This window comes from Mycolicibacterium thermoresistibile (genome assembly GCF_900187065.1).
Taxonomy (GTDB): domain Bacteria; phylum Actinomycetota; class Actinomycetes; order Mycobacteriales; family Mycobacteriaceae; genus Mycobacterium; species Mycobacterium thermoresistibile.
Genome location: NZ_LT906483.1, coordinates 4,008,725 through 4,031,453 on the forward strand (window position 1 = coordinate 4,008,725; position 22,729 = coordinate 4,031,453).

Here is a 22,729-nt window from a genome sequence, read left to right on the forward strand (position 1 = left end):
CGTGCGGACGCTGACCCGACCGTGTCCGCACGCAGCGTCACGGCTCGAAAACGCACCGTAGCGGCACACTCGACGCGGTTCTCACACGCTCGAGACGGCCAGGGCACACTCGACGCCGTCAACTCACGGTCGCCGCAGCCAGGACGCGCTCGTCGCGACCGACACTCGTCGCGACCGACACCCGACACATGCCCGGCACATGCCCGATGTATGCCCGGTGCAGGGTGCTCGCCAAACCGGTCCGCATGCCGAGAACGCACGTCGCGGCACGCCCGCCGGACCAGAGCAGCGTCAGTTGCGGGAACCGACCGTCAGCGTCACCTGTTGACGTTGCCCGCCGCGGATGAACACCACCTGCACCCGGGCTCCCGGCCGGGACTGCCGCAGGGCGGTCAGCAGATCCTCGACGTTGCGCACCTGCTTACCGTCGAATTCGACGATCACATCGCCCGGCCGCAGCCCGGCCTCCGCCGCGGGCGCGCCCCGGTCGACCACGGTGACCAGCGCCCCGTCCTCGGCGCCCACATTGAGCTGCCGGCGGATCGACGGGGTCAGCCGGGCCAGCGACACCCCCAGGAACGGATGGGTGACCCGGCCGTCGGCCAGCATCTGGTCGGCGGCGTCGATCGCGGTGGCCGCCGGAATGGCGAATCCCAATGACACCGCGCCCAATTCGGGTGGGATGTAGGCCTCGTTGATGCCGACGACCCGCCCGTCCACGTCGAGCAGGGCACCGCCCGAGTTACCCGGCGAGATCGGCGCGTCGGTCTGGATGAGGTCGATCAGCGACTGGGTCGAGGTCCCCGATCCGGGGATGGCGCGGTTCAACCCGGAGATCACCCCGGCGGTCACGGTGTTCTCGAAACCCAGCGGGCTGCCGATCGCGACGGCCCACTCCCCCGGTCGCGGCAGTTCGGTGCGGAACTCCGGCACCGGCAGGTTTCCGCGTTGCGAGCGCACCACCGCCAGATCGGTGATGGTGTCGGTGGCCAACACCTCGCCGGCCGCCTCCTCCCGGTCGGCGAAGGTCAGTACGACCTCGCGGGCCCGGCCGACGACATGGGCGTTGGTGATGATGATGTTCGGGCGGTAGACCACCCCGCTGCCCACCCCGTCGCCGGTGCGCACCGTGACCACGCTCGGGCCGACGCGTTCCACCACATCGGCGAAACCGGCGGCGGGTCCGACCGGCCCCGACGGCGTCGACGGCCCGGTGGGCGCCTCGGTGGTGGTCGCGGGCGCCTCGGGGGTGGTGGTCGCGCTGTTCCTGCGGGTGTCGACGGGCAGGCAGCCGGTCACGGTGAGCGCCACGACGGCGCCGATCGACACCAGCGCCACCGACACCCGGCGCGGCACCGGCCCCAAGCGGCTCATGCGAATCTCCTCAACATCGACACCGGCACCATCTTGAACAACCGGGCCAGAGGGCGCCACGGCCACCCCGGCACGACGGCGTGTCCGACTTCGCGTTCGATGGCCGCCACCATCGCCCGCACCCCGGTTCCGGTGTCGACCATCAGCATCGTGGACTGCGAGCGCGCCGTCATCTCCGATTCGATGTAGCCGGGTTCGAGCACGGTGATCCTGATCGGCCCGGACCGGTACTCGGCGCGCAGCGACTCGCCCAGTGACGACACCCCCGCCTTGCTGGCGGCGTAGGCGGCCTTCACCCCCGGCACACCGCGGCGCGCGAGCACGGATGAGATCAGCACCAGATGCCCGCCGCCGGCCGACGTGAACATCTCGATCGCGGCCTCGATCTGGGCGAGGGCGCCGAGCAGGTTCGTCTCGATCGTCGCGCGGTTGACCGCCGGCCGCCCCGAGCCCAGCGGGGCGCCCTTGCCCAGCCCGGCGTTGACGATGACGCGGTCGATGCCGCCCAGTTCGTCGGCCAGCTCGCCGAACACCTTCGGCACCCGGTCGTGGTCGGTGACGTCGAGCCCCGCCACCGCGACGGTGATGCCGGGATAACGGTCGAGCAGCTCGTCGCGCAATTCGTGCAGACGGTCGACGCGACGTGCGCACAACGCCAGGTCACGTCCCTCGGCGGCGAACGCCCGGGCCATCCCCGCGCCCAGACCCGAACTCGCGCCGGTGATCAGGATCCGTTGTCGTGTCTTCTGGGACGTCATCTGGGACAAGTTACTCCCGCAACCTACTTCAGCAACTTCGACATCCGACGGTCGGCGAGGATCCTGCCGCCGGTCTGGCAGGTCGGGCAGTACTGGAACGACTTGTCGGCGAACGACACCTCGCGCACCGAGTCGCCGCACACCGGACACGGGAGCCCGGTGCGGCCGTGCACCCGCAACCCGGCCCGCTTCTCCCCCTTGAGCGTGGCCGCCTGCTGGCCCACCGACCGCTGCACCGCGTCGGTGAGCACCCCGATCATCGCCTCGTGCAGGGCGTCGAGTTGCGGTGCGGTCAGGCGGTTCGCGGTGGCGAACGGGGACAGCCGCGCGGTGTGCAGGATCTCGTCGCTGTAGGCGTTGCCGATTCCGGCGATGACCTTCTGATCGGTGAGCACGGTCTTGATCCGGCCGGTGCTCCTGCCCAGCAGTTCGGCGAGCGTGTCCCGGTCGACGTCGAGGGCGTCCGGCCCGAGCGCGGCGATACCGGGTACCTGCGCGGGGTCGTCGACCACCCATACGGCGAGCCGCTTCTGGGTGCCGGCCTCGGTGAGGTCGAAGCCGATCCCGGCCGGTTCGGCCCCGTCGCCGACGTGCACCCGCAGCGCGATCGGCCCCTTGCCGGGTCGCAGCGGGGTGGTGGACAACTTGTCCGACCAGCGCAACCAGCCCGCCCGGGACAGGTGGGTGACCAGATGGAGCTCTGCGCACCGCACACCGAGATACTTGCCCCAGCGGTGCACGTCGGTGACGGTCCGTCCGTGTAGTGCGGTGACGGGCGGGTCAAAGGTCTTGAGCGCCGAGAGCGCCGCCACGTCGATCCGCAGGATCCTCTGTCCGACCGCGTGCCGGCGCAGATGGTCGGCCAGCGCCTCCACCTCGGGCAGTTCGGGCATGCCGTCCAGTCTGCCGCAGGAACCGCGTCAGGTGACGCGCTTGGCGTTGCCGACCACCAGCGACAGCACCCAGCTGACGATCGACAGCACGATCGCCGCCCAGATCGCGGTCCACCAGAAGTCGTCGAGGTGCAGGCCCCACCCGGTGGTGTGCCGGGTGATCCAGGCGGTGATCCACAGCATCAGCGCGTTGACCACGATGTGGAACAGGCCCAGCGTGAGCAGGTACAGCGGGATCGACAACAGCTGCACGACGGGTTTGATGAACGCGTTGACCAGCCCGAAGATCACCGCGACGACGAAGATGATGCCGACCCGCTCCAGGGTGTCGTCACCGCCGACGAAGCTGAGCCCGGGCACGATCAGCGTCACCACCCACAACGCGAAGCCCGTCACCGCGGCCCGGAGCAGGAATGCGCCCATGACGTGATCTTGTCACGGCATCGCGCCGCACGGCTCGGATGGCACGTCGCGCGCATTACGGGGAGGATCGGCACCGTGACTTCGTCTGAGCACCGCCGCTACGTGATCGTCGGCTCCGGCGCCATCGGCGGAACCGTCGGCGGACTGCTGGCCCGGTCCGGCGCCGATGTGGTGCTGGTGGCCCGCGGCGCCCATGCGCAGGCCCTGGCGGACCGGGGACTGACGTTGCGCACACCCGACGGCACGTTCGAGATCGGCGTCACCGCCGCCGCCGACCCCGCCGAGGTCCGCCTGACCTCCCGGGATGTGCTGGTGTTCGCGACCAAGACCCAGCACCTCGAGGATGCGCTGCACGCCTGGGTGGATCGGCCCGTTCATCACGGCGACACCGTCGTCGGCACCGCCGGGTCCACGCTGCCGGTGCTGACCGCGCTGAACGGGGTGGTCGCCGAGGAGATGGCGCTGCGGTTCTTCGCCCGGGTGTTCGGGGTGTGCGTGTGGATGCCGGCCGCGCACGTCGTCCCCGGGGAGGTGATCGTGCGGTCCTGGCCGGTCGCGGGACAGTTCCACATCTCACGGTGGCCGGCGGATCTGGCCGACGCCGAGGATGATCGGTTGCTCTCCGACATCGCGGCCACCTGGACTCCGGCCGGCCTGCTGGTTGCGCGGCCGCCGGACGTGGCGCCGTGGAAGTACCGCAAGCTGCTCGCCAACCTCGCCAATGCGGTTGTGGCGCTCACCGGTTCGGGCCGGGGCGATCCGGTGGTGATTGCGGCGGCCCAGCGGGAGGGTGAGGCGGTGCTGCGCCACGCCGGTATCGAATTCGTCCCGGCGGAGGTGGAGCGGGAGGCCCGCCGCCACGGCCCGCGGGACCGAGACGTCGCCGACGCCGGTGACGTCGTCGCGAACTCCACCTGGCAGTCGTTGGCACGCAACAGTGGGAGTGTGGAAACCGATTACCTCAACGGGGAGATCGTCCGCATCGCACATCGTCACGGGATGACCGCGCCGGTCAACGCGGGGCTGGCGCGGCTGGCCCGGGCCGCCGCACGGGACGGGCACCCGCCCGGGCGGTACTCGGGCGGCGAACTCGCCGAGGCGCTGGGACTGGTCGGCGAGGCGCTGGGGGCCGACGTGATGGTGGAGGGACGATGACGGACCGGGACAGGGTGTTGATCTCCGCCGGGGAGGTGGCGCGCCTGCTCGACTCCGGCCGGCCGGTCACCCTGCTCGACGTGCGCTGGGAGCTGACCCGCCCGCACGGCCGGGCGGCCTACGAGCAGGGACATCTGCCCGGCGCGGTGTATGTCTCCCTCGAGAACGAGCTGTCCGATCACCGGGTGCCCGGCCGCGGCAGGCACCCCCTGCCGTCCGGGCCGGATCTGCAGGCCGCGGCACGCCGCTGGGGTGTGCGCGCCGGGGTTCCGGTGGTGGTCTATGACGACTGGAACGGCGCCGGATCGGCGCGGGCGTGGTGGGTGCTGACCGCCGCGGGTATCGACGACGTCCGCATCCTCGACGGTGGCCTGTCCGCATGGACCGGGGAATTGCACACCGGCCCAGTCGATCCCGAGCCCGGTGAGGTGACCGTCCGGTACCACGATCTGTACTCCGGCGCCCGCCGGACCGTCACCGCCGACCGGGTGTCCGGGGTCGCGGTGCTGCTCGACGCGCGTGCGCCCGAACGGTTCCGGGGCGAGCGGGAACCGGTCGACCCGGTGGCCGGTCACATCCCCGGGGCGGTCAATCTGCCGAGCACCAGCCTGCTGGCCGGGGGCCGCTTCCGCGACCACGACGAACTGCGACGCCTGGTGCGGGACTTGGCGATCGACCCCGAGACCGACGTCGCGGCGTACTGTGGCTCCGGGGTGACCGCCGCGGTCGTGGTGGCGGCGCTGGCGAGCGTCGGAGTGGACGCGGCGTTGTTCCCGGGTTCGTGGTCCCAGTGGTGTTCGGAACCCGGCCGGCCGGTCGAGGTCGGCGCCGGTCAGGGCCGCAGCAGATAGGTGTCCATGATCCAGCCGTGCCGGGCGCGGGCCTCGGCGCGTACGGTTTCGATGCGCTTCCCCACCGCGCCCACGGTGCCGGCGAGCAGGAGCTCGTCCGGGGTCCCGAGGTAGGCGCCCCACCAGATCCGGGTCTGCGGCGGGCAGGTGAGGAACGAGCATTCACCGTCGAGCATCACCACGGCCGCACCGGTCAGCCCGTGCTCACGCAGCCGGCGTCCGGTGGTGATGAGCACCGGCTCGCCGACGTCGTTGAGCGGAATGCGGTGCCGGGCGGTCAGCGCCTGGATGGCGGTGATGCCGGGGATGACGTCGTAGCTGATCTCGACGTGTTCGGCGACCCGGTCCAGGATGCGCAGCGTGCTGTCGTACAGCGACGGGTCACCCCAGGCGAGAAAGGCGCCGACCCCGTCCGGCCCGAGCTCGGTGGCGATGGCGTCGGCCCAGATCCGCGCGCGGGCGGCGTGCCAGTCGGAGACGGCCTGCCGGTAGTCGCCGTCGCGGGCCCGGGGCGGGTCGGGCAACTCCACGAACCGGTAGCCCGGCCGCTCGATGAACCGTTCACAGATCTGCCGCCGCAGGGCCACCAGATCGTCCTTGGCCTCACCCTTGTCCATGGCGAAGAACACGTCGGTGTCGTTGAGCGCCGCGACGGCCTGCGCGGTGACATAGTCGGGGTCACCGGCGCCGATCCCGATGACATGGATGTGTCGAGGCACGCACGCGAGTATGCCGGGTCGGGTCACCGCTCACGGCCGCGGCGGCGGCGTAACCGTCCGTGCGGCGCTCTCTCTCCGACACCTTCACGGTCGACGCGGTGATCAGTTCGGTTCGTCGTGGGTGACGGCCCGATACCCTTTCGCCCCGGCGCGGTCGACCGCGGCGCGGACCAGGCCGAAGATCAGCCCCTGCACGGCGGCGGCCATCAGCGCCTCGGTGCCGGAGCGGGACAGGTCCTTGGGTTCCGGCGGCTCCTCACCGGACCGGCTGAGCCGCTGCCACACCTGGTTGAACACCCATCCGGCGATGAGTCCGCCCGCCACGCTGATGGCGATGGACAGGGGCTTGTACAGCATCTTGGAGACCGCGCTCATGGAGCCGAACGTTCCCGGGGCACCGATTCCCCAAACGCCCACTAGAACACGTTCTAGTATCGGGGGCATGCGGTTCACCTATGCCGAAGCGATGACCGACCCGTCCTACTACATCCCGCTGGCGCAGGCCGCCGAAGCGGCCGGATATCATGCCATGACGATCCCGGACAGCGTCGCCTACCCGTTCGAGTCCGACTCGAAGTATCCGTACACCCCCGACGGTGACCGCGAGTTCCTCGACGGGAAGGCGTTCATCGAGTCGTTCGTGCTCGCGTCGGCGCTGTGTGCCGCCACCACCACGTTGCGGTTCAACTTCTTCGTCCTCAAGCTGCCGATCCGCCCGCCGGCGCTGGTCGCCAAGCAGGCGGGCTCGCTGGCGGCGATGTTCGACAACCGGCTCGGCCTGGGTGTGGGCACCAGCCCGTGGCCGGAGGACTACGAGGTCATGGGGGTTCCGTACGCCAAGCGCGGTAAACGCATGGACGAGTGCATCGACATCATCCGCGGGCTGACCACCGGCGACTACTTCGAGTACCACGGCGAGTTCTACGACATCCCGAAGACCAAGATGACCCCCGCGCCGAGCAAGCCGATCCCGATCCTGATCGGGGGGCACGCCGATGCGGCGCTGCGCCGGGCCGCCCGCAACGACGGCTGGATGCACGGCGGCGGCGACGGTGAGGAACTCGACCATCTTCTGGCCAAGCTCAAGCGGTTTCGGGAGGAGGCCGGCGCCACCGGACCGTTCGAGATCCACGTCATCTCGATGGACGCCTACACCGTCGACGGCATCAAGCGATTGCAGGACAAGGGCGTCACCGATGTGATCGTCGGGTTCCGGGTGCCCTACATCAAGGGTCCGGACACCGAACCGCTGGCCGACAAGATCCGCAATCTGGAGATGTTCGCCGAGAACGTCATCGCCAAACTCTGACGCCGAACTCTGACGCGGTCACGGGCGGGGTTACCACCGCACCGGCCGGGGTAACCGGGGTCGGATGGCCGCCGTCGACCCGCTGCGGGTCTCCTCCGAAACCGCGGACGACGCGACAACGCTCCGCCTCAGCGGCCGCCTCGACGCCAGCTCCTACCGGCGGGCCCGCGACTGCATCGTGACCGCTGCGCTGGCGGAGGTCCGTGCGGTGATCGTCGACGTCGACGGGCTCGACGTGCCGGACGAATCGGCCTGGGCGGTGTTCGCCAGCGCGTACTGGCACATCACCCGCTGGCCGGAGGTGCCGATCCTGTTGGTGTGCGGCGCGCAGCCCGGCCGCCGGGCCCTGGCCCGCAACGGCGTGAGCCGGTTCGTGCCCGTATACGCCAGCCACGACGCCGCGCAGCGGGCGCTCGCGACCGCGCCGCCGGGACTGCGGAGGCGGGTCCGCGCCCAGTTGCCGGCCGGGACCGCGAGCCTGCCGCGCGCCCGCAGGCTGGTGGCCGACGTGCTGGCGCGCTGGTCGCAGGAGGAGCTGATCGGGGTGGCCAAGGTGGTGATCACCACCTTCGTCGAGAACGTGCTCGTCCATACCGACAGCGCGCCGGGGGTGCGGCTGGAGACCGACGGGCAGACGGTCACCGTCGCGGTCGAGGACGACGATCCGGCTCCCCCGACGTTGCGCGAGGACCGGGAGGCCGCGGCCGCACCGGCCGGGCTGCACACCGTCGCGAGGCTGGTGCGAGCCTGGGGCACCGCACCGTCACCGGCGGGCAAGACGGTGTGGGCGGTGCTCGGCCCGGAGAATCGGATCTGACCGCCGCCCGGGTGGCGCCGGGGCATGACCCCGGGCACGGGCCCCCGCGCATGGCCGGTGACCGGCAATGATGAGATGACGGCATGGGTGTTCTGGATAAGTTCCGTCTGGACGACAAGGTCGTCATCGTCACCGGCGCATCGAGCGGGCTGGGCGTCGCGTTCGCGCGGGCGTGCGCCGAGGCCGGCGCGGACGTGGTGCTCGCCGCCCGCCGCGTGGAGCGGTTGCAGCAGACCGCCGAGCAGGTCCGCGCGACCGGGCGGCGCGCGTTGACGGTGGCCACCGACGTCGTGGACCCGCAGCAGTGCCAGGAGATGGTGGACGCCGCGATGACCGAGTTCGGCCGGGTCGACGTGCTGGTCAACAACGCCGGGGTGGGCACCGCGGTGCCGGCCACCCGGGAGACCCCGGAGGAGTTCCGCACCGTCATCGACATCAACCTGAACGGCTCCTACTGGGCGGCGCAGGCCTGCGGCCGGGTGATGCGGCCGGGCAGCTCGATCGTCAACATCTCCAGCATCCTCGGCATCACCACCGCGAGCCTGCCGCAGGCGGCCTACAGCGCCAGCAAGGCCGGTGTCATCGGGCTGACCCGGGACCTCGCCCAGCAGTGGACGCCGCGGAAAGGCATCCGCGTCAACGCCATCGCGCCGGGCTTCTTCAAGTCCGAGATGACCGACCAGTACAAGCCCGGCTATCTGGACAGCCAGATGCCGCGGGTGCTGATGGGCCGCACCGGAGACCCCGAGGAGCTGGCCGCGACGCTGGTGTGGCTGGTCTCCGACGCCGGTGGATATGTCACCGGGCAGACCATCGTCGTCGACGGCGGGATCACCATCACCTGACGGGCGGTCAGCCGCGGTACCCGGCGACCCGCTCGGCGAACTGGTCGAGCATTCTGAGCGACTCGTCGCGCGGTCTGGTCGGCAGCAACAGATTGGCCTGCTGATAGCCGAGCTCTTCGAGGACCTCCCAGTAGCCGGGGTCGACCGGGGTGCCGAACGTCGTCAACAGCACGTCGTGTCCCGCGCCGTCGCGGATCTGCTGGACGCGCCTCTTGAGCATCTCCGGCGGGTGCGGGTTGGACATCCAGCCGGCGCCGTGCCGGATGATGCGCCTGACCGTGGCGTCGGAGTTGCCGCCGACGACGATCGGCGGATGCGGCTTCTGCACGGGTTTCGGCCGCAGGTACGACGGACCGAAATCGACGAAACGGCCGTGATATTCGGCGGGTTCGTCCGTCCACAGGGCCTTGACGGCCTCGATGCGTTCGTCGAGCAGGGCGCCCCGGGTCCTCGGGTCGGTGCCGTGGTGGCGCATCTCCTCGAGGTTCCAGCCGGCGCCGACCCCGAACACGAAACGCCCGTCGGAGATGAGGTCGATGCTGGCGGCCTCCTTGGCGGTGATGATGGGATCACGCTGGATCAGCAGCGCGATCCCGGTGATCAACTGGATCCGCGACGTCACGGCGGCGGCCGCGGCGAGCGTGACGAACGGGTCGAGCGTGCGGTAGTAGACGCTGGGCAACTCACCGCCTTCGGGATACGGCGATTCGCGGCTGGCCGGAATGTGGGTGTGCTCGGCGACGGTGAGCGCGTCGAAACCGCGTTCTTCGATCGCCGTGGCCAGCGACACCGGGTCGATGGTGTCGTCGTTGACGAAGGTCGAGATCCCGAATCTCATCTGGCTGCCTCCTCGTTCCCGACGCGTGGTCCGAACAATGCGCACCAACCGGCTTATTCCCGGCGCCGGGGTGGTTCATGCCGGCGCGTCTAGGCTGTGCCCGGTGACCGTCACCCTCGACGAACTGTGGGCCGCCGATCCGGCCGACGCGTGGCGGCGGGCCGGGTTCCGTGTCGACGCCGACGGCGTCTGCCGCGTCGGCACGGTGGCCGTCCGGCTGCTGGGCCGCGATCGGGGCCGGGGAATGGTCGGCTGGTCGCTTCGGGGTCTGCCGGCGGGGGTTCCGGGGGATCTGGACGGCATCCCGACGTCGCGCGCCGGGATGCACCGAGCCGAGACGAGTCGGGCCGAGCACCCCAACGGGGTGACCGGGATCGATCACGTCGTGCTGATGTCGCCGCATCTGCAGCGGACCCAGGCCGCGCTGGCCGCGGTGGGTCTGGACCCGCGCCGCACCCGCGACGCCGCGCTCGGCGGAGCACCGGTCCGGCAGGTGTTCTACCGCGTCGGCGAGGTGATTCTCGAGGTCGTCGGGGCGCCGGACACGTCGGGCGACGGCCCGTCGACGCTGTGGGGCATCACCTACACCGTCGCCGACATCGATGCGACCGCAGCGTTCTTCGGCGAACACACCGCACCGGTCAAGGACGCGGTTCAGCCGGGACGCCGCATCACCACCGTGCGCAACCGCGAATTGGGGATGTCGGTCCGAACGGCGATGATCTCGACCCCCTATCCTCTGGGCCCATGAGCGCGTTCGACGAGGCCCCCGTCATCATCCACACCGACGGCGGCTGCCGGCCCAATCCGGGCCCCGGCGGCTGGGGCGCGGTGCTGCGCCAGGGCCGCCACGTCCGCGAGATCTTCGGCGGTGACGCCGGCGTGACGAGCAACAACCGGATGGAACTGACCGCGCCGATCATGGCGCTGGAGGCGCTCACCCGGCCGGTCGTCGTGCATCTGCACACCGACAGCACCTACGTGCGCAACGGCATCACCACATGGGTGCACGGCTGGGAACGCAACGGCTGGATGACCGCCGCCCGCCAACCCGTGAAGAACGTCGACCTGTGGCAACGGCTTCAGGCCGCCTGCGCCCGGCACCGCGTGGAGTGGTTCTGGGTGAAAGGTCACTCCGGGGTGGCCGACAACGAACTGGCCGACCAGCTGGCGGCCAGGGGTTTGCGCCAGGCGCTCGAGGCGGCCGCCCTGCTCACCTGACCGGTCCCGCTTCCCCCTCCCCGCCCGAAAGAGCAGTGGTAAGCCCTACTGGAATCGTTTACAGTATGGCGCGAGCCGATGGGTGGCAACCGTTCTCGCCCGGCCCGCTGTGAGGGGGATCCGTGACGTCAGACCCAGCGAGAGACCCGGCGCGCGCCCGGCGCGTCGTGCACGTCGGCACCGGTCACACCGGCAGCGTGGCACTGCGGGCGATCATCGACGATCCGGCGTTACAGCTCGTGGGGGTGAAGGTGTCCACGCCGGAGAAGGTCGGCATGGACGCCGGCCGACTGTGCGGCCGCCCCGACATCGGCGTGGCGGCCACCGGCGATGTGGACGCCGTGCTGGCCGCCGAACCCGACTGCATCGCCTACTGCGCGACGGCCGTCCGCCGTGAGGATGAGGTGATCGCCGACATCGCCGGTTACCTGGCGGCCGGCATCAACGTGGTCACGATCTCGGCGATTCCCATGGTGTATCCGAAGGCCGCTCCCCCGGCCTGGCGGGAACCCATCGAGAAGGCCGCGCAGCGCGGCGGCGCCACCTTCTACGCGACCGGTTGCGAGCCCGGTTTCGTCAGCCTGAACCTGCCGACGGCGCTGCTGACCGGCGCCGGTGTGGTCGACTCCTACCGCATGGACGAGTACGCGCTGGATCTGGACCTCGCCTACCCGATCTGGGACGTGCTGCACGAGTCCATGGGCTTCGGCAAACCCGACGGACATGTGCCGGTGCGCATCGCGGCCGGAAAGGTCAACGACGACTGGGAACCGGTGGTGCGCTACATCGCCGACATCCTGGCGGTCGACGTCGACCGGGTCGCGCTGGACTGGGAGACGATCCTGGCTCCGCGCGATCTCGACACCGCGCTCGGGGTGATCCCGGCCGGCACGATCTGCGGACACCGCTGGCGGCTCGCCGCCGTGCACGACGACCGGCCGGTCGCGGCCGTGCAGTACTTCGCGACGGTCACCTCGACGCCGTGGCCCGACACCTGGCCCCGCCCGGTACAACCCGGCGGCGGCATGGTGTTCCGCATCGAGGGCAACCCCAACATGACACTCGATCTCCGGCTGGAACCGGGTCGGGACGACTCCATCAACCCGGGGGTGGCGACGACGGCGATGGCGGCCGTCAATGCGATACCGGCGGTCGTCGACGCCCCGCCCGGCCTGCTGGACACACCCCTGGCGGGCCCGGCGATCGTGTCACGGCAGGTTCGGCGCTGATGGGCGAGTTGTATTACCACCCATACGACTTCGACATCGACGACGATCCGTACCGGGTGTGGCGGCGGATGACCGGGGCGTCATTCCCACCTCACCTCATCGGGTGACTTGTCCGGACGCAGCCCGCGCCAACTGGGTTGGCGCAGCCGGTTGTCGGCGGTGCGCTCGCTGTAGCGCACCTCGCCGACCAGCTCCGGCCGCACGTACGTCACCCCTTTGGCGTCGGGGCGCGGCAACGGGTCGACGAACGGACTCTCGTCGGTCTCCAGCGGTGCGAGCAACTGCTTGAGCTCGGCCAGTTGCTTGTCGGTGAATCCGGTACCGACCCTGCCGACGAACTGCAGTCCTCCTTCGGTAGGGATGCCCAGCACCAGCGCGCCGATGCCGCTGGACCGGCCGCCCTCGCCCTTGCGCCAGCCGCCGATCACCACCTCCTGCATGTTCCAGATCTTGTCCTTGATCCACGCTTTCGAGCGCCGGCCCGGCTGATAGATCGAGTCGTGCCGCTTGGCCACCACGCCTTCGAAGCCGCGTTCCCGCGCGTACTCCAGCGCCTCGGCTCCGGTGTCGCCGGGTAACAGGTCCGGCACGATCAGACCGTCCTTCTCGGCCAACGCGAGCAGGACCCTGCGGCGGTCGGAATGCTTGGCGCGCAACAAGGAGCGGCCGTCCAGCCACAGGATGTCGAATGCCCAGAACTCGATGTGGGTGGCGCGGGCCCGGTTCTGCATCTCACCGAAGCTCGGCACCCCGGACCCGTCGAGCGCCACCACCTCCCCGTCGAGCACCACCTGGTGGTCGGCCAGATCGGCGGCCATCGCCTGCAGCGTCGGGAACTCCTTGGTGACATCGCGTCCGCTGCGCGACCGCAGGCACAGCTTGCCGTGGTCGATGTGGACCAGCAGCCGGTAGCCGTCCCATTTGCCTTCGAAGGCATGCGTCTCGGCGGAGAGGCGCGCCACCGAGCCGTGGGTGGCCAGCATCGGTGTGAAGTCCTCGGGCCGTATCTCGGTGCGCGGCTTCTGATCCTTCATCTTGTGCGCCAACCAGTTCTTGCCGTCGGTCTGGATGAGCGCGTAACGTCCGGAGATCTTCTCGCCGTGCAGGGTGATGATGACCTCGCCGCCCTCGGCGTCCTCGTCCGGGCCGACGTCGTTGAACTTCTCGGCCTCGTAGGTGCCGGTGTCCCAGATCAGCATCTTGCCGCCGCCGTACTCGCCTTCGGGGATCTCGCCGTGGAAGGTCAGATATTCCAGCGGATGGTCCTCGGTGTGCACGGCCAGGTGGTTGACCGACGGGTCGTCGGGCAGATTCTTCGGGATCGCCCAGCTCACCAGCACCCCGTCGCGTTCCAGCCGCAGGTCGTAGTGCAGCCGTCGCGCGTGGTGCTCCTGGATCACGAAGCGGTTGTCGTCTCCCGTCGCGGCAACGGTTTTCGGGACGGGTTCGGGTGTTCTGGCCGGATCCCGCATGCTGCGATAGCTGCTGAGCCGATCGGCGACCGGGGCGTCGGCGTCCATCGGGGCCAGCAGGTCGCCGAGCCGGTCGACCCGGTCCAGCACCTCGGTGAAGGTCAGGTGCCGCAGGTCGGGGTCGTCGATCTCGTCCCAGGTGCGGGGCGCGGCGACGGTCGGATGCTCGCGGCCGCGTAGCGAATACGGGGCGATGGTGGTCTTGGCGGCGTTGTTCTGACTCCAGTCCAGGAACACCTTGCCGGTGCGCACGCTTTTGGTCATCGTCGCGGTGACCAGCGTGGGCATGGCCTTCTCCAACTGCAGGGCGACCCGTTTGGCCAGCACCGACGCACCCTGCGAACTGATCGGCTCGTCCAGTGGCACATACAGGTGCAGGCCCTTGCTGCCGCTGGTCAGCGGGAAGGTGTCGAGGCCGATGTCGGTGATCAGATCGCGCACCTCGTGGGCCACCCGGCACAGTTCGCGCATCGTGACCCCTTCGCCCGGGTCGAGGTCGAACACGATGCGGGTGGCCGGCCCCATCGTCAACTTCCCGTCGCGCCCGCTGCGCCCACCCGCCACGAACCGCCACTGCGGGACATGCACCTCCAGCGCGGCCTGCTGGGCGATCCAGGCCAGCCCCTCGCGGGTGTCGATGATCGGATAGGTGGTGGTCCGGGATTTGTGGGTGATGGTGCCGCGGGCCAGCCAGTCCGGCGCCGACGAGGCGAGCTGCTTCTCGAAGAACGACGCCTCGTGCACGCCGTTGGGCCAGCGCTTGCGGGTGACCGGGCGACCGGCGATGTGCGGCAGCATCGCGTCGGCGATCTCGATGTAGTACTCGAACACCTCGGCCTTGGTGGTGCCCGAGGCCGGGTAGAGCACCTTGTCGGGGTTGGTGAGTTTCACCCGCTCATAGCGCTCCATCACCTCACCGTATTACCCGTTGTCGCGTGGATCCACGACTCGTGCGCACCGCCGTCGGCTGATCGACTTCTGCACCACGGTCACGATTTCGCCCGGACCACTGCCCCTGTGCAGAACTCGATGAGCGCCGGTTTCGTGTGCATCGGGGCGCGCCCACGGTAGCGTCAGCGCCATGACCGCACGGGCGTTGGTGATCGGTGAAGCGCTGATCGACGTCGTCGAGCGGGACGGCCGGGTGCTCGGTGAGCATGTCGGCGGCAGCCCGCTCAACGTGGCCGTCGGCCTGGCCCGATTGGGTCGCGACGTCGACTTCCTCACCCACATCGCGGACGACGCGCGGGGCCGTCGCATCGCCGATCACCTCGCCGACTCCGGTGTTCAGCTGGTGCCCGGAAGCCGCACCGCCAAGCGCACCCCCACCGCGGTGGCCAGGCTGGACGCGACCGGCGCGGCCGACTACACCTTCGACATCGATTGGCAGCTGTCCGGAACTCCGGAGGTCGCCCCGCCGGTGGTGGCGCACACCGGGTCGATCGCCGCGGTGCTCGAACCGGGCTGCCGGGCGGCCGCGGCGTTGATCGACACCTATCACGTGTCGGCCACCACCACCTTCGACCCGAACGTGCGGCCGGCACTGATCACCGACGACACCGGCGCGCGCGCCCGGATCGACCGCTTCATCGAACGCTGTGACGTGGTGAAGGCCAGTGACGAGGATCTACAGTGGCTGGAACCAGGCCGCTCCCCCGAGCAGGTGGCGCAGACCTGGCTGCGGATGGGGCCGTCGCTCGTCGCGGTGACGATGGGTGACCGCGGCGCGTACGCGGTGTGCGCGGCCGGCGAGGTGCGGGTGCCGGCCCGACCGGTCGAGGTGGTCGACACCGTCGGCGCCGGGGACGCGTTCATGGCCGGACTGATCGACGCGCTGTGGTCGTTGCAGCTGCTCGGCGCCGAACGGCGGCGTCAGCTGGCCGGTATCGCCGTCGAGGCGCTGCAGCGGGTGGTGGAGACCGCGGCGCTGTCGTCGGCTCTGACGGTGGCGCGGGCCGGAGCCGACCTTCCCGACCGGGCGACCCGCGACGCGGCGGCTGCGGCGACGGAACGTGAAACGGGTACATACTGAACCATGCGCTCCATTTGGAAGGGTTCGATCGCCTTCGGCCTGGTGAACGTGCCGGTCAAGGTCTACAGCGCGACTCAGGACCACGACGTCAAGTTCCACCAGGTGCATGCGAAGGACAATGGGCGCATCCGCTACAAGCGGGTCTGCGAGGTGTGTGGCGAGGTGGTCGAGTACCGCGACATCGCCCGCGCATACGAATCCGACGACGGGCAGATGGTCGTCATCACCGACGAGGACCTCGCGACCCTGCCCGAGGAGCGCAGCCGCGAGATCGAGGTGGTCGAGTTCGTGCCGGCCGAACAACTCGATCCGATGATGTACGACCGTAGCTACTTCCTGGAGCCGGACTCGAAATCGTCGAAGTCCTATGTGCTGCTGGCGAAGACGCTGGCGCAGACCGACCGGATCGCGATCGTGCATTTCTCGTTGCGCAACAAGACGCGGCTGGGGGCGTTGCGGGTCAAGGACTTCAGCAAACGCGACGTGATGATGATCCACACGCTGCTGTGGCCCGACGAGATCCGTGATCCCGATTTCCCGGTGCTGGACAAGGAAGTCGAGATCAAACCGGCGGAATTGAAGATGGCGGCCCAGGTGGTCGACTCGATGACCGACGACTTCCACCCCGATCAGTACCGCGACACCTATCAGGAACAACTGCAAGAGTTGGTCCAGGCCAAACTCGAAGGCGGCGAGGCGTTCACCACCGAGGAGCAACCGACCGAACTCGACGAGACCGAGGACGTCTCGGATCTGCTCGCCAAACTCGAGGCGAGCGTGAAGGCACGTCGTTCCGGCGGGTCCTCCAAGTCCTCCGACGCGGATGACGGCGACAAGCCGAAGAAGTCCCCGGCCAAGAAGGCAGCGAAGAAGGCGCCCGCCAAGAAGGCAGCCAGGAAGGCGTCGGCGAAGAAGACCGCGCCGAAGAAATAGGGGTCGAAGAAATAGGGCGTGTGCCGTGCTGGTCGAGAACATCGCGCTGATCGCCTTCCCGGTGGTCGGGTCGGTGACGCTGGCGGTCAGCTACATCTGGTGTCGCCGCAGGATCGACCACTGGAACAACCCGTACGCCGAACCGATCATGCACGTCATCCAGGGCATCGCAGCGCCGGTTCCACGGCGGCCGAGGCGTCGCAGGCGGGTCAGGCGGATCCGGTGACGCCGAAGGTGAACTCGTGCGCGAGATCTTCGCGGCGATTCTTCGCGCATGACAGCGTGATTTCTCGAACACGAGCTCACGTTCGAGGTGCTGTCAGGCCACCTCCCCCGCCCACTAGAACGTGTTCCAGAAATCGGACCACGGCGGGCGGCGAGCCTTGTTACGGTGGCCCCTGCCTAGAAAGAGAGGATCACGTGATTCTGGACAGATTCCGGCTCGATGATCGGGTCGCAGTGGTCACCGGCGCGGGCCGCGGACTGGGCGCCGCGATGGCCGTCGCCTTCGCCGAAGCAGGCGCGGACGTGCTGATCTCGGCCCGCACCCAGGCGCAACTCGAGGAGGTCGCGGCGCAGATCGCCGCCACCGGCCGCCGCGCCCACGTCGTCGCCGCCGATCTCGCCCACCCGGAGGCCACCGCCGAGCTGGCCGGCGCGGCGGTCGAGGCGTTCGGGAAACTAGACATCGTCGTCAACAACGTCGGCGGTACGATGCCCGGTCCCCTGCTGAACACCTCCGCGAAGGAGATGCGCGACGCGTTCACCTTCAACGTCGGCACCGCGCACGCGCTGACGACCGCCGCGGTCCCGCTGATGCTGAAGCATTCCGGCGGAGGCAGCATCATCAACATCACCTCGACGATGGGCCGGCTGGCCGGCCGTGGGTTCGCCGCCTACGGCACCGCCAAGGCGGCGCTGGCGCACTACACCCGGCTCGCCGCGCTGGACCTGGCACCGCGGATCCGGGTCAACGCCATCGCCCCCGGATCGATCCTCACCTCGGCGCTCGACGTGGTCGCCTCGAACGACGAGTTGCGCACCCCGATGGAGCAGGCCACCCCGCTGCGCCGGCTCGGCGAACCCGCCGACATCGCCGCGGCCGCGGTGTATCTCGCCTCCCCCGCCGGCAGCTACCTGACCGGAAAGGTGCTCGAGGTCGACGGCGGCCTCACCCGCCCCAACCTCGACATGCCGATCCCCGATCTGTGAGGAGTTCCGCCGTGACCATACGAACCGCTGTCGTCGGCACCGGGAACGTCGGCCGCCACGCACTGGCGCAGGTCATCGCGGACCCGCGGTTCGACCTGACCGCGGTGTGGGTCTCCTCCGCCGCCAAGGCCGGGCTGGACGCCGGTGAGCTTGCCGGGCTTGATGTCTCGACGGGAATCCGGGCCACCACGGATCTGGACGAGCTGCTGGCCACCGGGCCCGAGTGCGTCGTCTACACCGCGATGGCCGACAACCGGCTCAACGAGGCACTCGACGACTACCGGCGCATCCTGGCCGCCGGCAGCAACGTCGTCGGCAGCAGCGCGGTGTTCCTGCAGCACCCGTGGCAGGTGTTGCCGGCCGAACTCATCGCCCCGATCGAGGAGGCCGCCACGGCCGGGAACGCCAGCCTGTACGTCAACGGCATCGACCCCGGCTTCGCCAATGATCAACTGCCGCTTGCTCTTGCCGGCGCCTGCCAGCACATCGAACAGATCCGGTGCCTGGAGATCGTCGACTACGCCACCTACGACAGCGCCACCGTTCTGTTCGACGTGATGGGATTCGGTAAGCCGCTCGACGAGATCCCGCTGCTGCTGCAACCCGGTGTGCTGACCATGGCGTGGGGTTCGGTGGTGCGCCAGCTCGCCGCCGGCCTGGGCATCGAGCTCGACGAGGTGCGCGAACAGTATGTGCGCGAACCCGCACCCGAGGATTTCGACATCGCCGCCGGCCACATCCCGCAGGGCAGCGCCGCGGCCCTGCGATTCGAGGTGCAGGGCATGGTCGACGGCCATCCCGCGGTGGTCCTCGAGCACGTCACCCGATTGCGCGACGATCTGCGCCCGGACTGGCCACAGCCCGCCCAGCCCGGCGGCTCCTACCGCGTCGAGGTCACCGGGGAACCGTGTTACACCCTGGACCTGCGCCTGAGCAGTCCCCACGGCGACCACAACCATGCCGGGCTGGTGGCCACCGCGGCCCGGGTGGTCAACGCGATTCCCCCGGTGGTCGCTGCGCCGGCCGGTATCCGGACCACTTTGGACTTACCATGGGTCAGCGGGACAGGCCGATACCTGCCCCCTGACCGGCCGGAAGGGACAATCCGATGAAGGCATACCTGACTGCGCTGGGCGCCGCGATCCTCGGCGGTGCCGTGTCCGCGGCGATCGCCGCTGCGCCGACCGCGGTCGCCGAACCCAACAACCCGCTGCTGCCGCAGTGCGAGGTGACCGGCGGCAGCTCCGTCACCGGCGGGCAGACCACCGAGTGCGCGTCCCCGGGCAACGTTCAGATCGATTCGACGCCACCCGATTACGGCTACGGGATGTTCCCGTGGGACGAGGTGTTCTGGACGCTCTAGATCGGCGTCGGCCGACACCGCGCGGTGTCGCATGAGCCGCTTTACGAGGCGATCCTGTTGGCTCACCGCGGCATTGGGGAGCATCGTCGCCGCGGCGCTGGTCGGTGCTCCGACCGCGCCGGCCAAGCCGCAGTGCACCGACCTCACCCCGACGACGACCATGTGCCGAACCCCGGGCCACGTCCGGATCAGCACCTCCTCTCCGGCGCGGCCGTCCGGACCTCAGTACGGCTGGCCGCTCGGCGGGGTGGTGATCGGCTTCTTGTGACGGAGCGCGGCTGATGGGTGTCCGGCACGCCTACTTCGCGTACGGGTCCAACCTGTGCGTACAGCAGATGGCGCGGCGGTGTCCGGGCGCCTGCGATCCGCGGCCGGCTGTGCTGCCCGACCACGACTGGCTGATCAACCAGCGCGGGGTCGCCACCGTCGAACCCTCCACCGGCGCTCGGGTGCACGGCGTGCTGTGGCATGTGACCGACACCGACCTGGCCACCCTGGACAGCGCCGAAGGGGTGCCGGTGCGCTACCGCCGCGACCGGCTCACCGTGCAGCTCGGCGACGGGGGCGCCGAGGCGTGGGTGTACATCGACCACCGCGTGGAGCCCGGTCCGCCGCGGCCCGGATATCTGGAACGCATCATCGACGGTGCGCTGCACCACGGGCTGCCGCAGCGCTGGATCGGGTTTTTGCAGCGGTGGGATCCGGCGCACTATCCGCACCACCTGCCGTCGGCGCGCTACGACCCGGCGGACTCGCCGAGGCTCGCGGAGTTCCTCGACCATGTCGACGTCGGGGTGTCGCTGCACGGGTACGGACGCATCGGACGCAGCACCGAGCTGCTGGTGGGAGGGCGAAACCGCTCGCTGGCAGTACATCTGGCCCGGAACGTGCGGATTCCGGGGTACCGGCTGGTCACCGATCTGGCGGCGATCCCGCGCGAGCTGCGCGGGCAGCACCCGGACAACCCGGTGAACCGACCGGCCCGTGGCGGGGCGCAGCTCGAGCTGTCCGCGCGGGTCCGGGGCATCAGCCCACGCAGCCCGCTGCCCGGCGACGACGGACTGACCGCCCCGGCGTGGGAGTTGATCGAGGGACTGGTCGCCGCGGCGCGCTCCTGGCCGCTGCCGGCGTAGACGCCCGCCGTGTCGCGTGCGCCGCTTTCCACAAGGAACACCAGGAACACGTGAGTAAAATGATCCGGCCCGCCGGGTTCACACGACGGGCCGGATCTCGCGATGGCTCCCCTGGGTATCGGACGCCGAAGTTCGAGCCCTGGTTGACGTCTGCGGCAGACTGATGCCCGTTGCGCGGCATCGCCAAACCTCAAGAACAGATCTTGGTACATCCGATCGCGGATTTGGCCGGATTGCCCGGTTTGACGTCTGTCGAGACCTCCCCGCAGCGGGCCGGGTGGCGACGGCGGTACGCTGTGGCCGGTTCGGCGTTCACGCCGCGGCGGGCCCCCGTAGCTCAGGGGATAGAGCACGGCTCTCCTAAAGCCGGTGTCGCAGGTTCGAATCCTGCCGGGGGCGCCACCCAGATGCCCTGCCTCGACTGATATCGCCGCCACGCGTCCCAGATAGTGGGACATTTCGAAGTTTTTCTGGGACGACGCGCCCGAGCGGTGAAAGTTCACTGAGCCAATTCCCGCGACGGGACGACCACCGACGTTTCCATGAGGTCAAACCGGATCCATTTGCCTCGAGCGGCGTAGGGCCGCTCAGCGAGCCGGAAACCTGTTTGTCTTCGGCAATATCTTCGAGCAAGGTTCTGTTCGTCAGGGTCGGGGGCTTATTACTGGAGGTGGGTGTGATGCGTTCCAAACTCGTCAAGCTCGCGGCCACCGGCGCGGGCGCCGCGGTGGTGTCGCTGGGCGTCGGGCTGGCTGGTGCCGCATCGGCCTCGGCTGCTCCCGCGGTGTGCGTGAGCGGTCCCTACGGACTCGCCCACGCCTGTGTGGAGCATCCGGGCTGGGTCAAGCCATGGCACCCGGGGCCGCCGCCCAAGCACTGGAAGCACGCCAAGCATCATCATCACAAGCACTGGCACTGAGCCGGTGTGGAGACGCCGCGCGGGTCATCGACCCGCGCGGCGTTTGTTTTCCACCCGAATCCACCTTCGCATCGCACCCGGATCGCGACCGGATCGCGACCGGATCGCGCCCCATAGGGCGGGAACTCGCACGGACGAAAATTTGCCCGAAGTTCTTAGCACTCTCTGCCAGAGAGTGCTAATATCACAGTGCACAGTGGTTGAGCCGCCCGCCAGGGTGGCGGGCCTGGGATCGCAGGAGGTGATTGCTGTGCTTCGATTCGATCCGTTCTCCGATCTCGATGAATGGGCCCGCAGCATGCTGAGCACCCAGGTCGGTTCGAATCGCGCTCCGCGGTTCATGCCGATGGATCTGTGCAAGATCGACGACCACTACGTGCTGACCGCCGACCTGCCCGGTGTCGATCCCGGCTCGGTCGACGTCAGCGTCGAGAACGGCATGCTGACGATTTCGGCGCACCGTTCCGCACGGTCGGACGAGTCGGCGCAGTGGCTCGCCAATGAGAGATTCTTCGGCAACTTCCGCCGGCAGATCTCGCTCGGCGAGGGCGTCGACACGTCGGCGATCAAGGCGACGTACGAGAACGGCGTATTGACGGTCACCATCCCGTTGGCCGAGAGCGCCAAGCCGCGCAAGATCGCCGTCGAGCGCGCCGGCGAGCAGAAGACCATCGAGGCGGCCACCGTCGACGCCGAATAATGACCCCCACACCGGTCCGCAGCGGGCGTGCTACCCGCTGCGGATCCGTCTGGTGCCGGGGTCCGCCCACGCGGTGACCAACGCCCACACCGACAACAGCACCGCGAGTGCCGCGACCCCGGCACCGAGGTAGAAGCCGTATCCCGCCGACACCGGCGGTTGCACATAGAGCCGGTGGTACCAGAAGGTCAGTCCGGCCAGAAGCAGTGAGATGGTCAGCGCCGCAACGGAGGCCACCCGCGGCGACAGTTCCCGTGCGACCATCGCACCGGCGACGATCAACATCGCCGCCGACAACACGATCAGCTGGCCCACACCGAATCCGGGCGGCACCACGTCGAGTTCTCCCACCACACCGCCGATCGCATTGGCGCGTCCGTCATCGGACATCAGCCAGGGCAGATACGCCAGCACGGCCAGCAACGCCCCGCACAACGCGACCAACCAACCGGGACGCAGGGTTCTCATGGCGTCGAGACTATCGACCACGCCGGAACCCGCCCGGAGGGCTTTAGGGTGAGGGGTCCACGCGA

The 22,729-nt window shown here is 69.5% G+C and carries 27 protein-coding genes and 1 tRNA gene; 19 read left to right on the top strand and 9 right to left on the bottom strand.

Annotation, left to right across the window (positions count from 1 at the left end; translation table 11 throughout):
• Nucleotides 1-291: 291 nt before the first annotated feature.
• Genes CKW28_RS18850 through CKW28_RS18865 form a run of 4 tightly spaced genes read right to left on the bottom strand, consistent with a single transcriptional unit; the run spans nt 292 to nt 3,448 of the window.
• Nucleotides 292-1,374, bottom strand: a complete 1,083-nt coding sequence (locus tag CKW28_RS18850; RefSeq protein ID WP_003925739.1) for a S1C family serine protease — start codon at nt 1,372-1,374, stop codon at nt 292-294.
• Nucleotides 1,371-2,132, bottom strand: coding sequence for an SDR family oxidoreductase (locus tag CKW28_RS18855; protein WP_003925740.1), 762 nt, complete (start codon nt 2,130-2,132; stop codon nt 1,371-1,373). The genes CKW28_RS18850 and CKW28_RS18855 overlap by 4 nt, the downstream gene beginning before the upstream one ends.
• Nucleotides 2,133-2,155: 23 nt before the next feature.
• Complete coding sequence (locus CKW28_RS18860) at nt 2,156-3,025, bottom strand: Fpg/Nei family DNA glycosylase (RefSeq protein WP_003925741.1); 870 nt, start codon at nt 3,023-3,025, stop codon at nt 2,156-2,158.
• A gap of 27 nt (nt 3,026-3,052) precedes the next feature.
• Entirely contained in the window at nt 3,053-3,448 is a 396-nt protein-coding gene (locus CKW28_RS18865; RefSeq protein ID WP_003925742.1) for a phage holin family protein, read from the bottom strand.
• A 75-nt stretch (nt 3,449-3,523) separates the two neighbouring features.
• On the opposite strand from CKW28_RS18865, the gene CKW28_RS18870 reads away from it, so the two are divergent.
• Both CKW28_RS18870 and CKW28_RS18875 read left to right on the top strand, forming a co-directional pair.
• Nucleotides 3,524-4,603 carry a ketopantoate reductase family protein gene (locus CKW28_RS18870; RefSeq protein WP_040547019.1) on the top strand — a complete coding sequence of 360 codons (1,080 nt, stop codon included), beginning with the start codon at nt 3,524-3,526 and terminating at the stop codon, nt 4,601-4,603.
• Nucleotides 4,600-5,454: a sulfurtransferase gene (locus tag CKW28_RS18875; protein WP_003925744.1), complete on the top strand. Its 855-nt coding sequence runs from the start codon at nt 4,600-4,602 to the stop codon at nt 5,452-5,454. The genes CKW28_RS18870 and CKW28_RS18875 overlap by 4 nt, the downstream gene beginning before the upstream one ends.
• Here the strand turns inward: CKW28_RS18875 and cobF are convergent.
• Together cobF and CKW28_RS18885 are read right to left on the bottom strand one after the other, a co-directional pair.
• Nucleotides 5,436-6,173 (bottom strand): precorrin-6A synthase (deacetylating), encoded by a 738-nt coding sequence (cobF, locus tag CKW28_RS18880; RefSeq protein WP_003925745.1) that lies wholly within the window; start codon nt 6,171-6,173, stop codon nt 5,436-5,438. The two genes, CKW28_RS18875 and cobF, sit on opposite strands and share 19 nt — an antisense overlap.
• Nucleotides 6,174-6,275: 102 nt before the next feature.
• Nucleotides 6,276-6,548, bottom strand: a complete 273-nt coding sequence (locus CKW28_RS18885) for a DUF4235 domain-containing protein (protein ID WP_003925746.1) — start codon at nt 6,546-6,548, stop codon at nt 6,276-6,278.
• A gap of 67 nt (nt 6,549-6,615) precedes the next feature.
• On the opposite strand from CKW28_RS18885, the gene CKW28_RS18890 reads away from it, so the two are divergent.
• The 3 genes from CKW28_RS18890 to CKW28_RS18900 all read left to right on the top strand — a co-directional run bounded on the left by CKW28_RS18890 (nt 6,616) and on the right by CKW28_RS18900 (nt 9,144).
• Nucleotides 6,616-7,482: an LLM class flavin-dependent oxidoreductase gene (locus CKW28_RS18890; RefSeq protein WP_003925747.1), complete on the top strand. Its 867-nt coding sequence runs from the start codon at nt 6,616-6,618 to the stop codon at nt 7,480-7,482.
• A gap of 64 nt (nt 7,483-7,546) precedes the next feature.
• Nucleotides 7,547-8,299: an STAS domain-containing protein gene (locus CKW28_RS18895; protein WP_003925748.1), complete on the top strand. Its 753-nt coding sequence runs from the start codon at nt 7,547-7,549 to the stop codon at nt 8,297-8,299.
• A gap of 83 nt (nt 8,300-8,382) precedes the next feature.
• On the top strand, nt 8,383-9,144 hold the full coding sequence (locus CKW28_RS18900) for an SDR family NAD(P)-dependent oxidoreductase (RefSeq protein ID WP_003925749.1): 762 nt from the start codon (nt 8,383-8,385) through the stop codon (nt 9,142-9,144).
• Nucleotides 9,145-9,151: 7 nt separating this feature from the next.
• Here CKW28_RS18900 and CKW28_RS18905 read toward each other — a convergent pair whose 3' ends face one another.
• Nucleotides 9,152-9,982, bottom strand: coding sequence for an LLM class F420-dependent oxidoreductase (locus CKW28_RS18905; RefSeq protein ID WP_003925750.1), 831 nt, complete (start codon nt 9,980-9,982; stop codon nt 9,152-9,154).
• A gap of 103 nt (nt 9,983-10,085) precedes the next feature.
• On the opposite strand from CKW28_RS18905, the gene CKW28_RS18910 reads away from it, so the two are divergent.
• The 3 genes from CKW28_RS18910 (at nt 10,086) to CKW28_RS18920 (ending at nt 12,432) form a co-directional block, all read left to right on the top strand.
• Nucleotides 10,086-10,733: a VOC family protein gene (locus CKW28_RS18910; RefSeq protein ID WP_003925751.1), complete on the top strand. Its 648-nt coding sequence runs from the start codon at nt 10,086-10,088 to the stop codon at nt 10,731-10,733.
• Entirely contained in the window at nt 10,730-11,203 is a 474-nt protein-coding gene (rnhA, locus tag CKW28_RS18915) for a ribonuclease HI (RefSeq protein WP_003925752.1), read from the top strand. Before CKW28_RS18910 ends, rnhA begins: the two co-directional genes overlap by 4 nt.
• A gap of 314 nt (nt 11,204-11,517) precedes the next feature.
• Complete coding sequence (locus tag CKW28_RS18920) at nt 11,518-12,432, top strand: dihydrodipicolinate reductase (RefSeq protein ID WP_040547498.1); 915 nt, start codon at nt 11,518-11,520, stop codon at nt 12,430-12,432.
• A gap of 80 nt (nt 12,433-12,512) precedes the next feature.
• Here CKW28_RS18920 and CKW28_RS18925 read toward each other — a convergent pair whose 3' ends face one another.
• Nucleotides 12,513-14,813, bottom strand: coding sequence for an ATP-dependent DNA ligase (locus tag CKW28_RS18925; RefSeq protein ID WP_085975130.1), 2,301 nt, complete (start codon nt 14,811-14,813; stop codon nt 12,513-12,515).
• 172 nt (nt 14,814-14,985) lie between these two features.
• Here CKW28_RS18925 and CKW28_RS18930 point away from each other — a divergent pair, with 172 nt between their 5' ends.
• The 11 genes from CKW28_RS18930 (at nt 14,986) to CKW28_RS18980 (ending at nt 22,196) form a co-directional block, all read left to right on the top strand.
• Nucleotides 14,986-15,936: a carbohydrate kinase family protein gene (locus CKW28_RS18930; protein ID WP_003925755.1), complete on the top strand. Its 951-nt coding sequence runs from the start codon at nt 14,986-14,988 to the stop codon at nt 15,934-15,936.
• A 3-nt stretch (nt 15,937-15,939) separates the two neighbouring features.
• Nucleotides 15,940-16,869, top strand: coding sequence for a non-homologous end joining protein Ku (gene ku, locus CKW28_RS18935; RefSeq protein WP_003925756.1), 930 nt, complete (start codon nt 15,940-15,942; stop codon nt 16,867-16,869).
• A gap of 25 nt (nt 16,870-16,894) precedes the next feature.
• Nucleotides 16,895-17,095 (top strand): hypothetical protein, encoded by a 201-nt coding sequence (locus tag CKW28_RS18940; protein ID WP_003925757.1) that lies wholly within the window; start codon nt 16,895-16,897, stop codon nt 17,093-17,095.
• Between the two features lie 194 nt (nt 17,096-17,289).
• Complete coding sequence (locus CKW28_RS18945; protein ID WP_003925758.1) at nt 17,290-18,081, top strand: SDR family oxidoreductase; 792 nt, start codon at nt 17,290-17,292, stop codon at nt 18,079-18,081.
• Between the two features lie 11 nt (nt 18,082-18,092).
• Nucleotides 18,093-19,193: an NAD(P)H-dependent amine dehydrogenase family protein gene (locus CKW28_RS18950; RefSeq protein ID WP_003925759.1), complete on the top strand. Its 1,101-nt coding sequence runs from the start codon at nt 18,093-18,095 to the stop codon at nt 19,191-19,193.
• Entirely contained in the window at nt 19,190-19,444 is a 255-nt protein-coding gene (locus tag CKW28_RS18955; protein WP_003925760.1) for a hypothetical protein, read from the top strand. The genes CKW28_RS18950 and CKW28_RS18955 overlap by 4 nt, the downstream gene beginning before the upstream one ends.
• Nucleotides 19,445-19,475: 31 nt before the next feature.
• Nucleotides 19,476-19,712: a hypothetical protein gene (locus CKW28_RS18960; RefSeq protein ID WP_064774570.1), complete on the top strand. Its 237-nt coding sequence runs from the start codon at nt 19,476-19,478 to the stop codon at nt 19,710-19,712.
• Nucleotides 19,713-19,725: 13 nt separating this feature from the next.
• Nucleotides 19,726-20,577 carry a poly-gamma-glutamate hydrolase family protein gene (locus CKW28_RS18965; protein ID WP_003925762.1) on the top strand — a complete coding sequence of 284 codons (852 nt, stop codon included), beginning with the start codon at nt 19,726-19,728 and terminating at the stop codon, nt 20,575-20,577.
• A gap of 326 nt (nt 20,578-20,903) precedes the next feature.
• Nucleotides 20,904-20,979: transfer RNA gene (locus CKW28_RS18970), tRNA-Arg, on the top strand.
• A 277-nt stretch (nt 20,980-21,256) separates the two neighbouring features.
• Nucleotides 21,257-21,496, top strand: coding sequence for a hypothetical protein (locus CKW28_RS18975; protein ID WP_234784957.1), 240 nt, complete (start codon nt 21,257-21,259; stop codon nt 21,494-21,496).
• A gap of 250 nt (nt 21,497-21,746) precedes the next feature.
• Nucleotides 21,747-22,196, top strand: coding sequence for an Hsp20/alpha crystallin family protein (locus CKW28_RS18980; RefSeq protein WP_003925764.1), 450 nt, complete (start codon nt 21,747-21,749; stop codon nt 22,194-22,196).
• Nucleotides 22,197-22,226: 30 nt separating this feature from the next.
• Here CKW28_RS18980 and CKW28_RS18985 read toward each other — a convergent pair whose 3' ends face one another.
• Nucleotides 22,227-22,664, bottom strand: a complete 438-nt coding sequence (locus CKW28_RS18985) for a hypothetical protein (protein ID WP_003925765.1) — start codon at nt 22,662-22,664, stop codon at nt 22,227-22,229.
• Nucleotides 22,665-22,729: the final 65 nt, after the last annotated feature.

Coding starts and splice junctions, on each gene's coding strand:
- CKW28_RS18975 (WP_234784957.1), top strand. CDS start 21,257: ATGCGTTCCAAACTCGTCAAGCTCGCGGCCACCGGCGCGGGCGCCGCG.
- CKW28_RS18895 (WP_003925748.1), top strand. CDS start 7,547: ATGGCCGCCGTCGACCCGCTGCGGGTCTCCTCCGAAACCGCGGACGAC.
- ku (WP_003925756.1), top strand. CDS start 15,940: ATGCGCTCCATTTGGAAGGGTTCGATCGCCTTCGGCCTGGTGAACGTG.
- CKW28_RS18860 (WP_003925741.1), bottom strand. CDS start 3,025: ATGCCCGAACTGCCCGAGGTGGAGGCGCTGGCCGACCATCTGCGCCGG.
- CKW28_RS18885 (WP_003925746.1), bottom strand. CDS start 6,548: ATGAGCGCGGTCTCCAAGATGCTGTACAAGCCCCTGTCCATCGCCATC.
- CKW28_RS18890 (WP_003925747.1), top strand. CDS start 6,616: ATGCGGTTCACCTATGCCGAAGCGATGACCGACCCGTCCTACTACATC.
- CKW28_RS18850 (WP_003925739.1), bottom strand. CDS start 1,374: ATGAGCCGCTTGGGGCCGGTGCCGCGCCGGGTGTCGGTGGCGCTGGTG.
- CKW28_RS18930 (WP_003925755.1), top strand. CDS start 14,986: ATGACCGCACGGGCGTTGGTGATCGGTGAAGCGCTGATCGACGTCGTC.
- CKW28_RS18965 (WP_003925762.1), top strand. CDS start 19,726: ATGGGTGTCCGGCACGCCTACTTCGCGTACGGGTCCAACCTGTGCGTA.
- CKW28_RS18985 (WP_003925765.1), bottom strand. CDS start 22,664: ATGAGAACCCTGCGTCCCGGTTGGTTGGTCGCGTTGTGCGGGGCGTTG.
- CKW28_RS18900 (WP_003925749.1), top strand. CDS start 8,383: ATGGGTGTTCTGGATAAGTTCCGTCTGGACGACAAGGTCGTCATCGTC.
- CKW28_RS18960 (WP_064774570.1), top strand. CDS start 19,476: ATGAGCCGCTTTACGAGGCGATCCTGTTGGCTCACCGCGGCATTGGGG.
- CKW28_RS18855 (WP_003925740.1), bottom strand. CDS start 2,132: ATGACGTCCCAGAAGACACGACAACGGATCCTGATCACCGGCGCGAGT.
- CKW28_RS18905 (WP_003925750.1), bottom strand. CDS start 9,982: ATGAGATTCGGGATCTCGACCTTCGTCAACGACGACACCATCGACCCG.
- CKW28_RS18925 (WP_085975130.1), bottom strand. CDS start 14,813: ATGGAGCGCTATGAGCGGGTGAAACTCACCAACCCCGACAAGGTGCTC.
- CKW28_RS18875 (WP_003925744.1), top strand. CDS start 4,600: ATGACGGACCGGGACAGGGTGTTGATCTCCGCCGGGGAGGTGGCGCGC.
- CKW28_RS18955 (WP_003925760.1), top strand. CDS start 19,190: ATGAAGGCATACCTGACTGCGCTGGGCGCCGCGATCCTCGGCGGTGCC.
- CKW28_RS18865 (WP_003925742.1), bottom strand. CDS start 3,448: ATGGGCGCATTCCTGCTCCGGGCCGCGGTGACGGGCTTCGCGTTGTGG.
- rnhA (WP_003925752.1), top strand. CDS start 10,730: ATGAGCGCGTTCGACGAGGCCCCCGTCATCATCCACACCGACGGCGGC.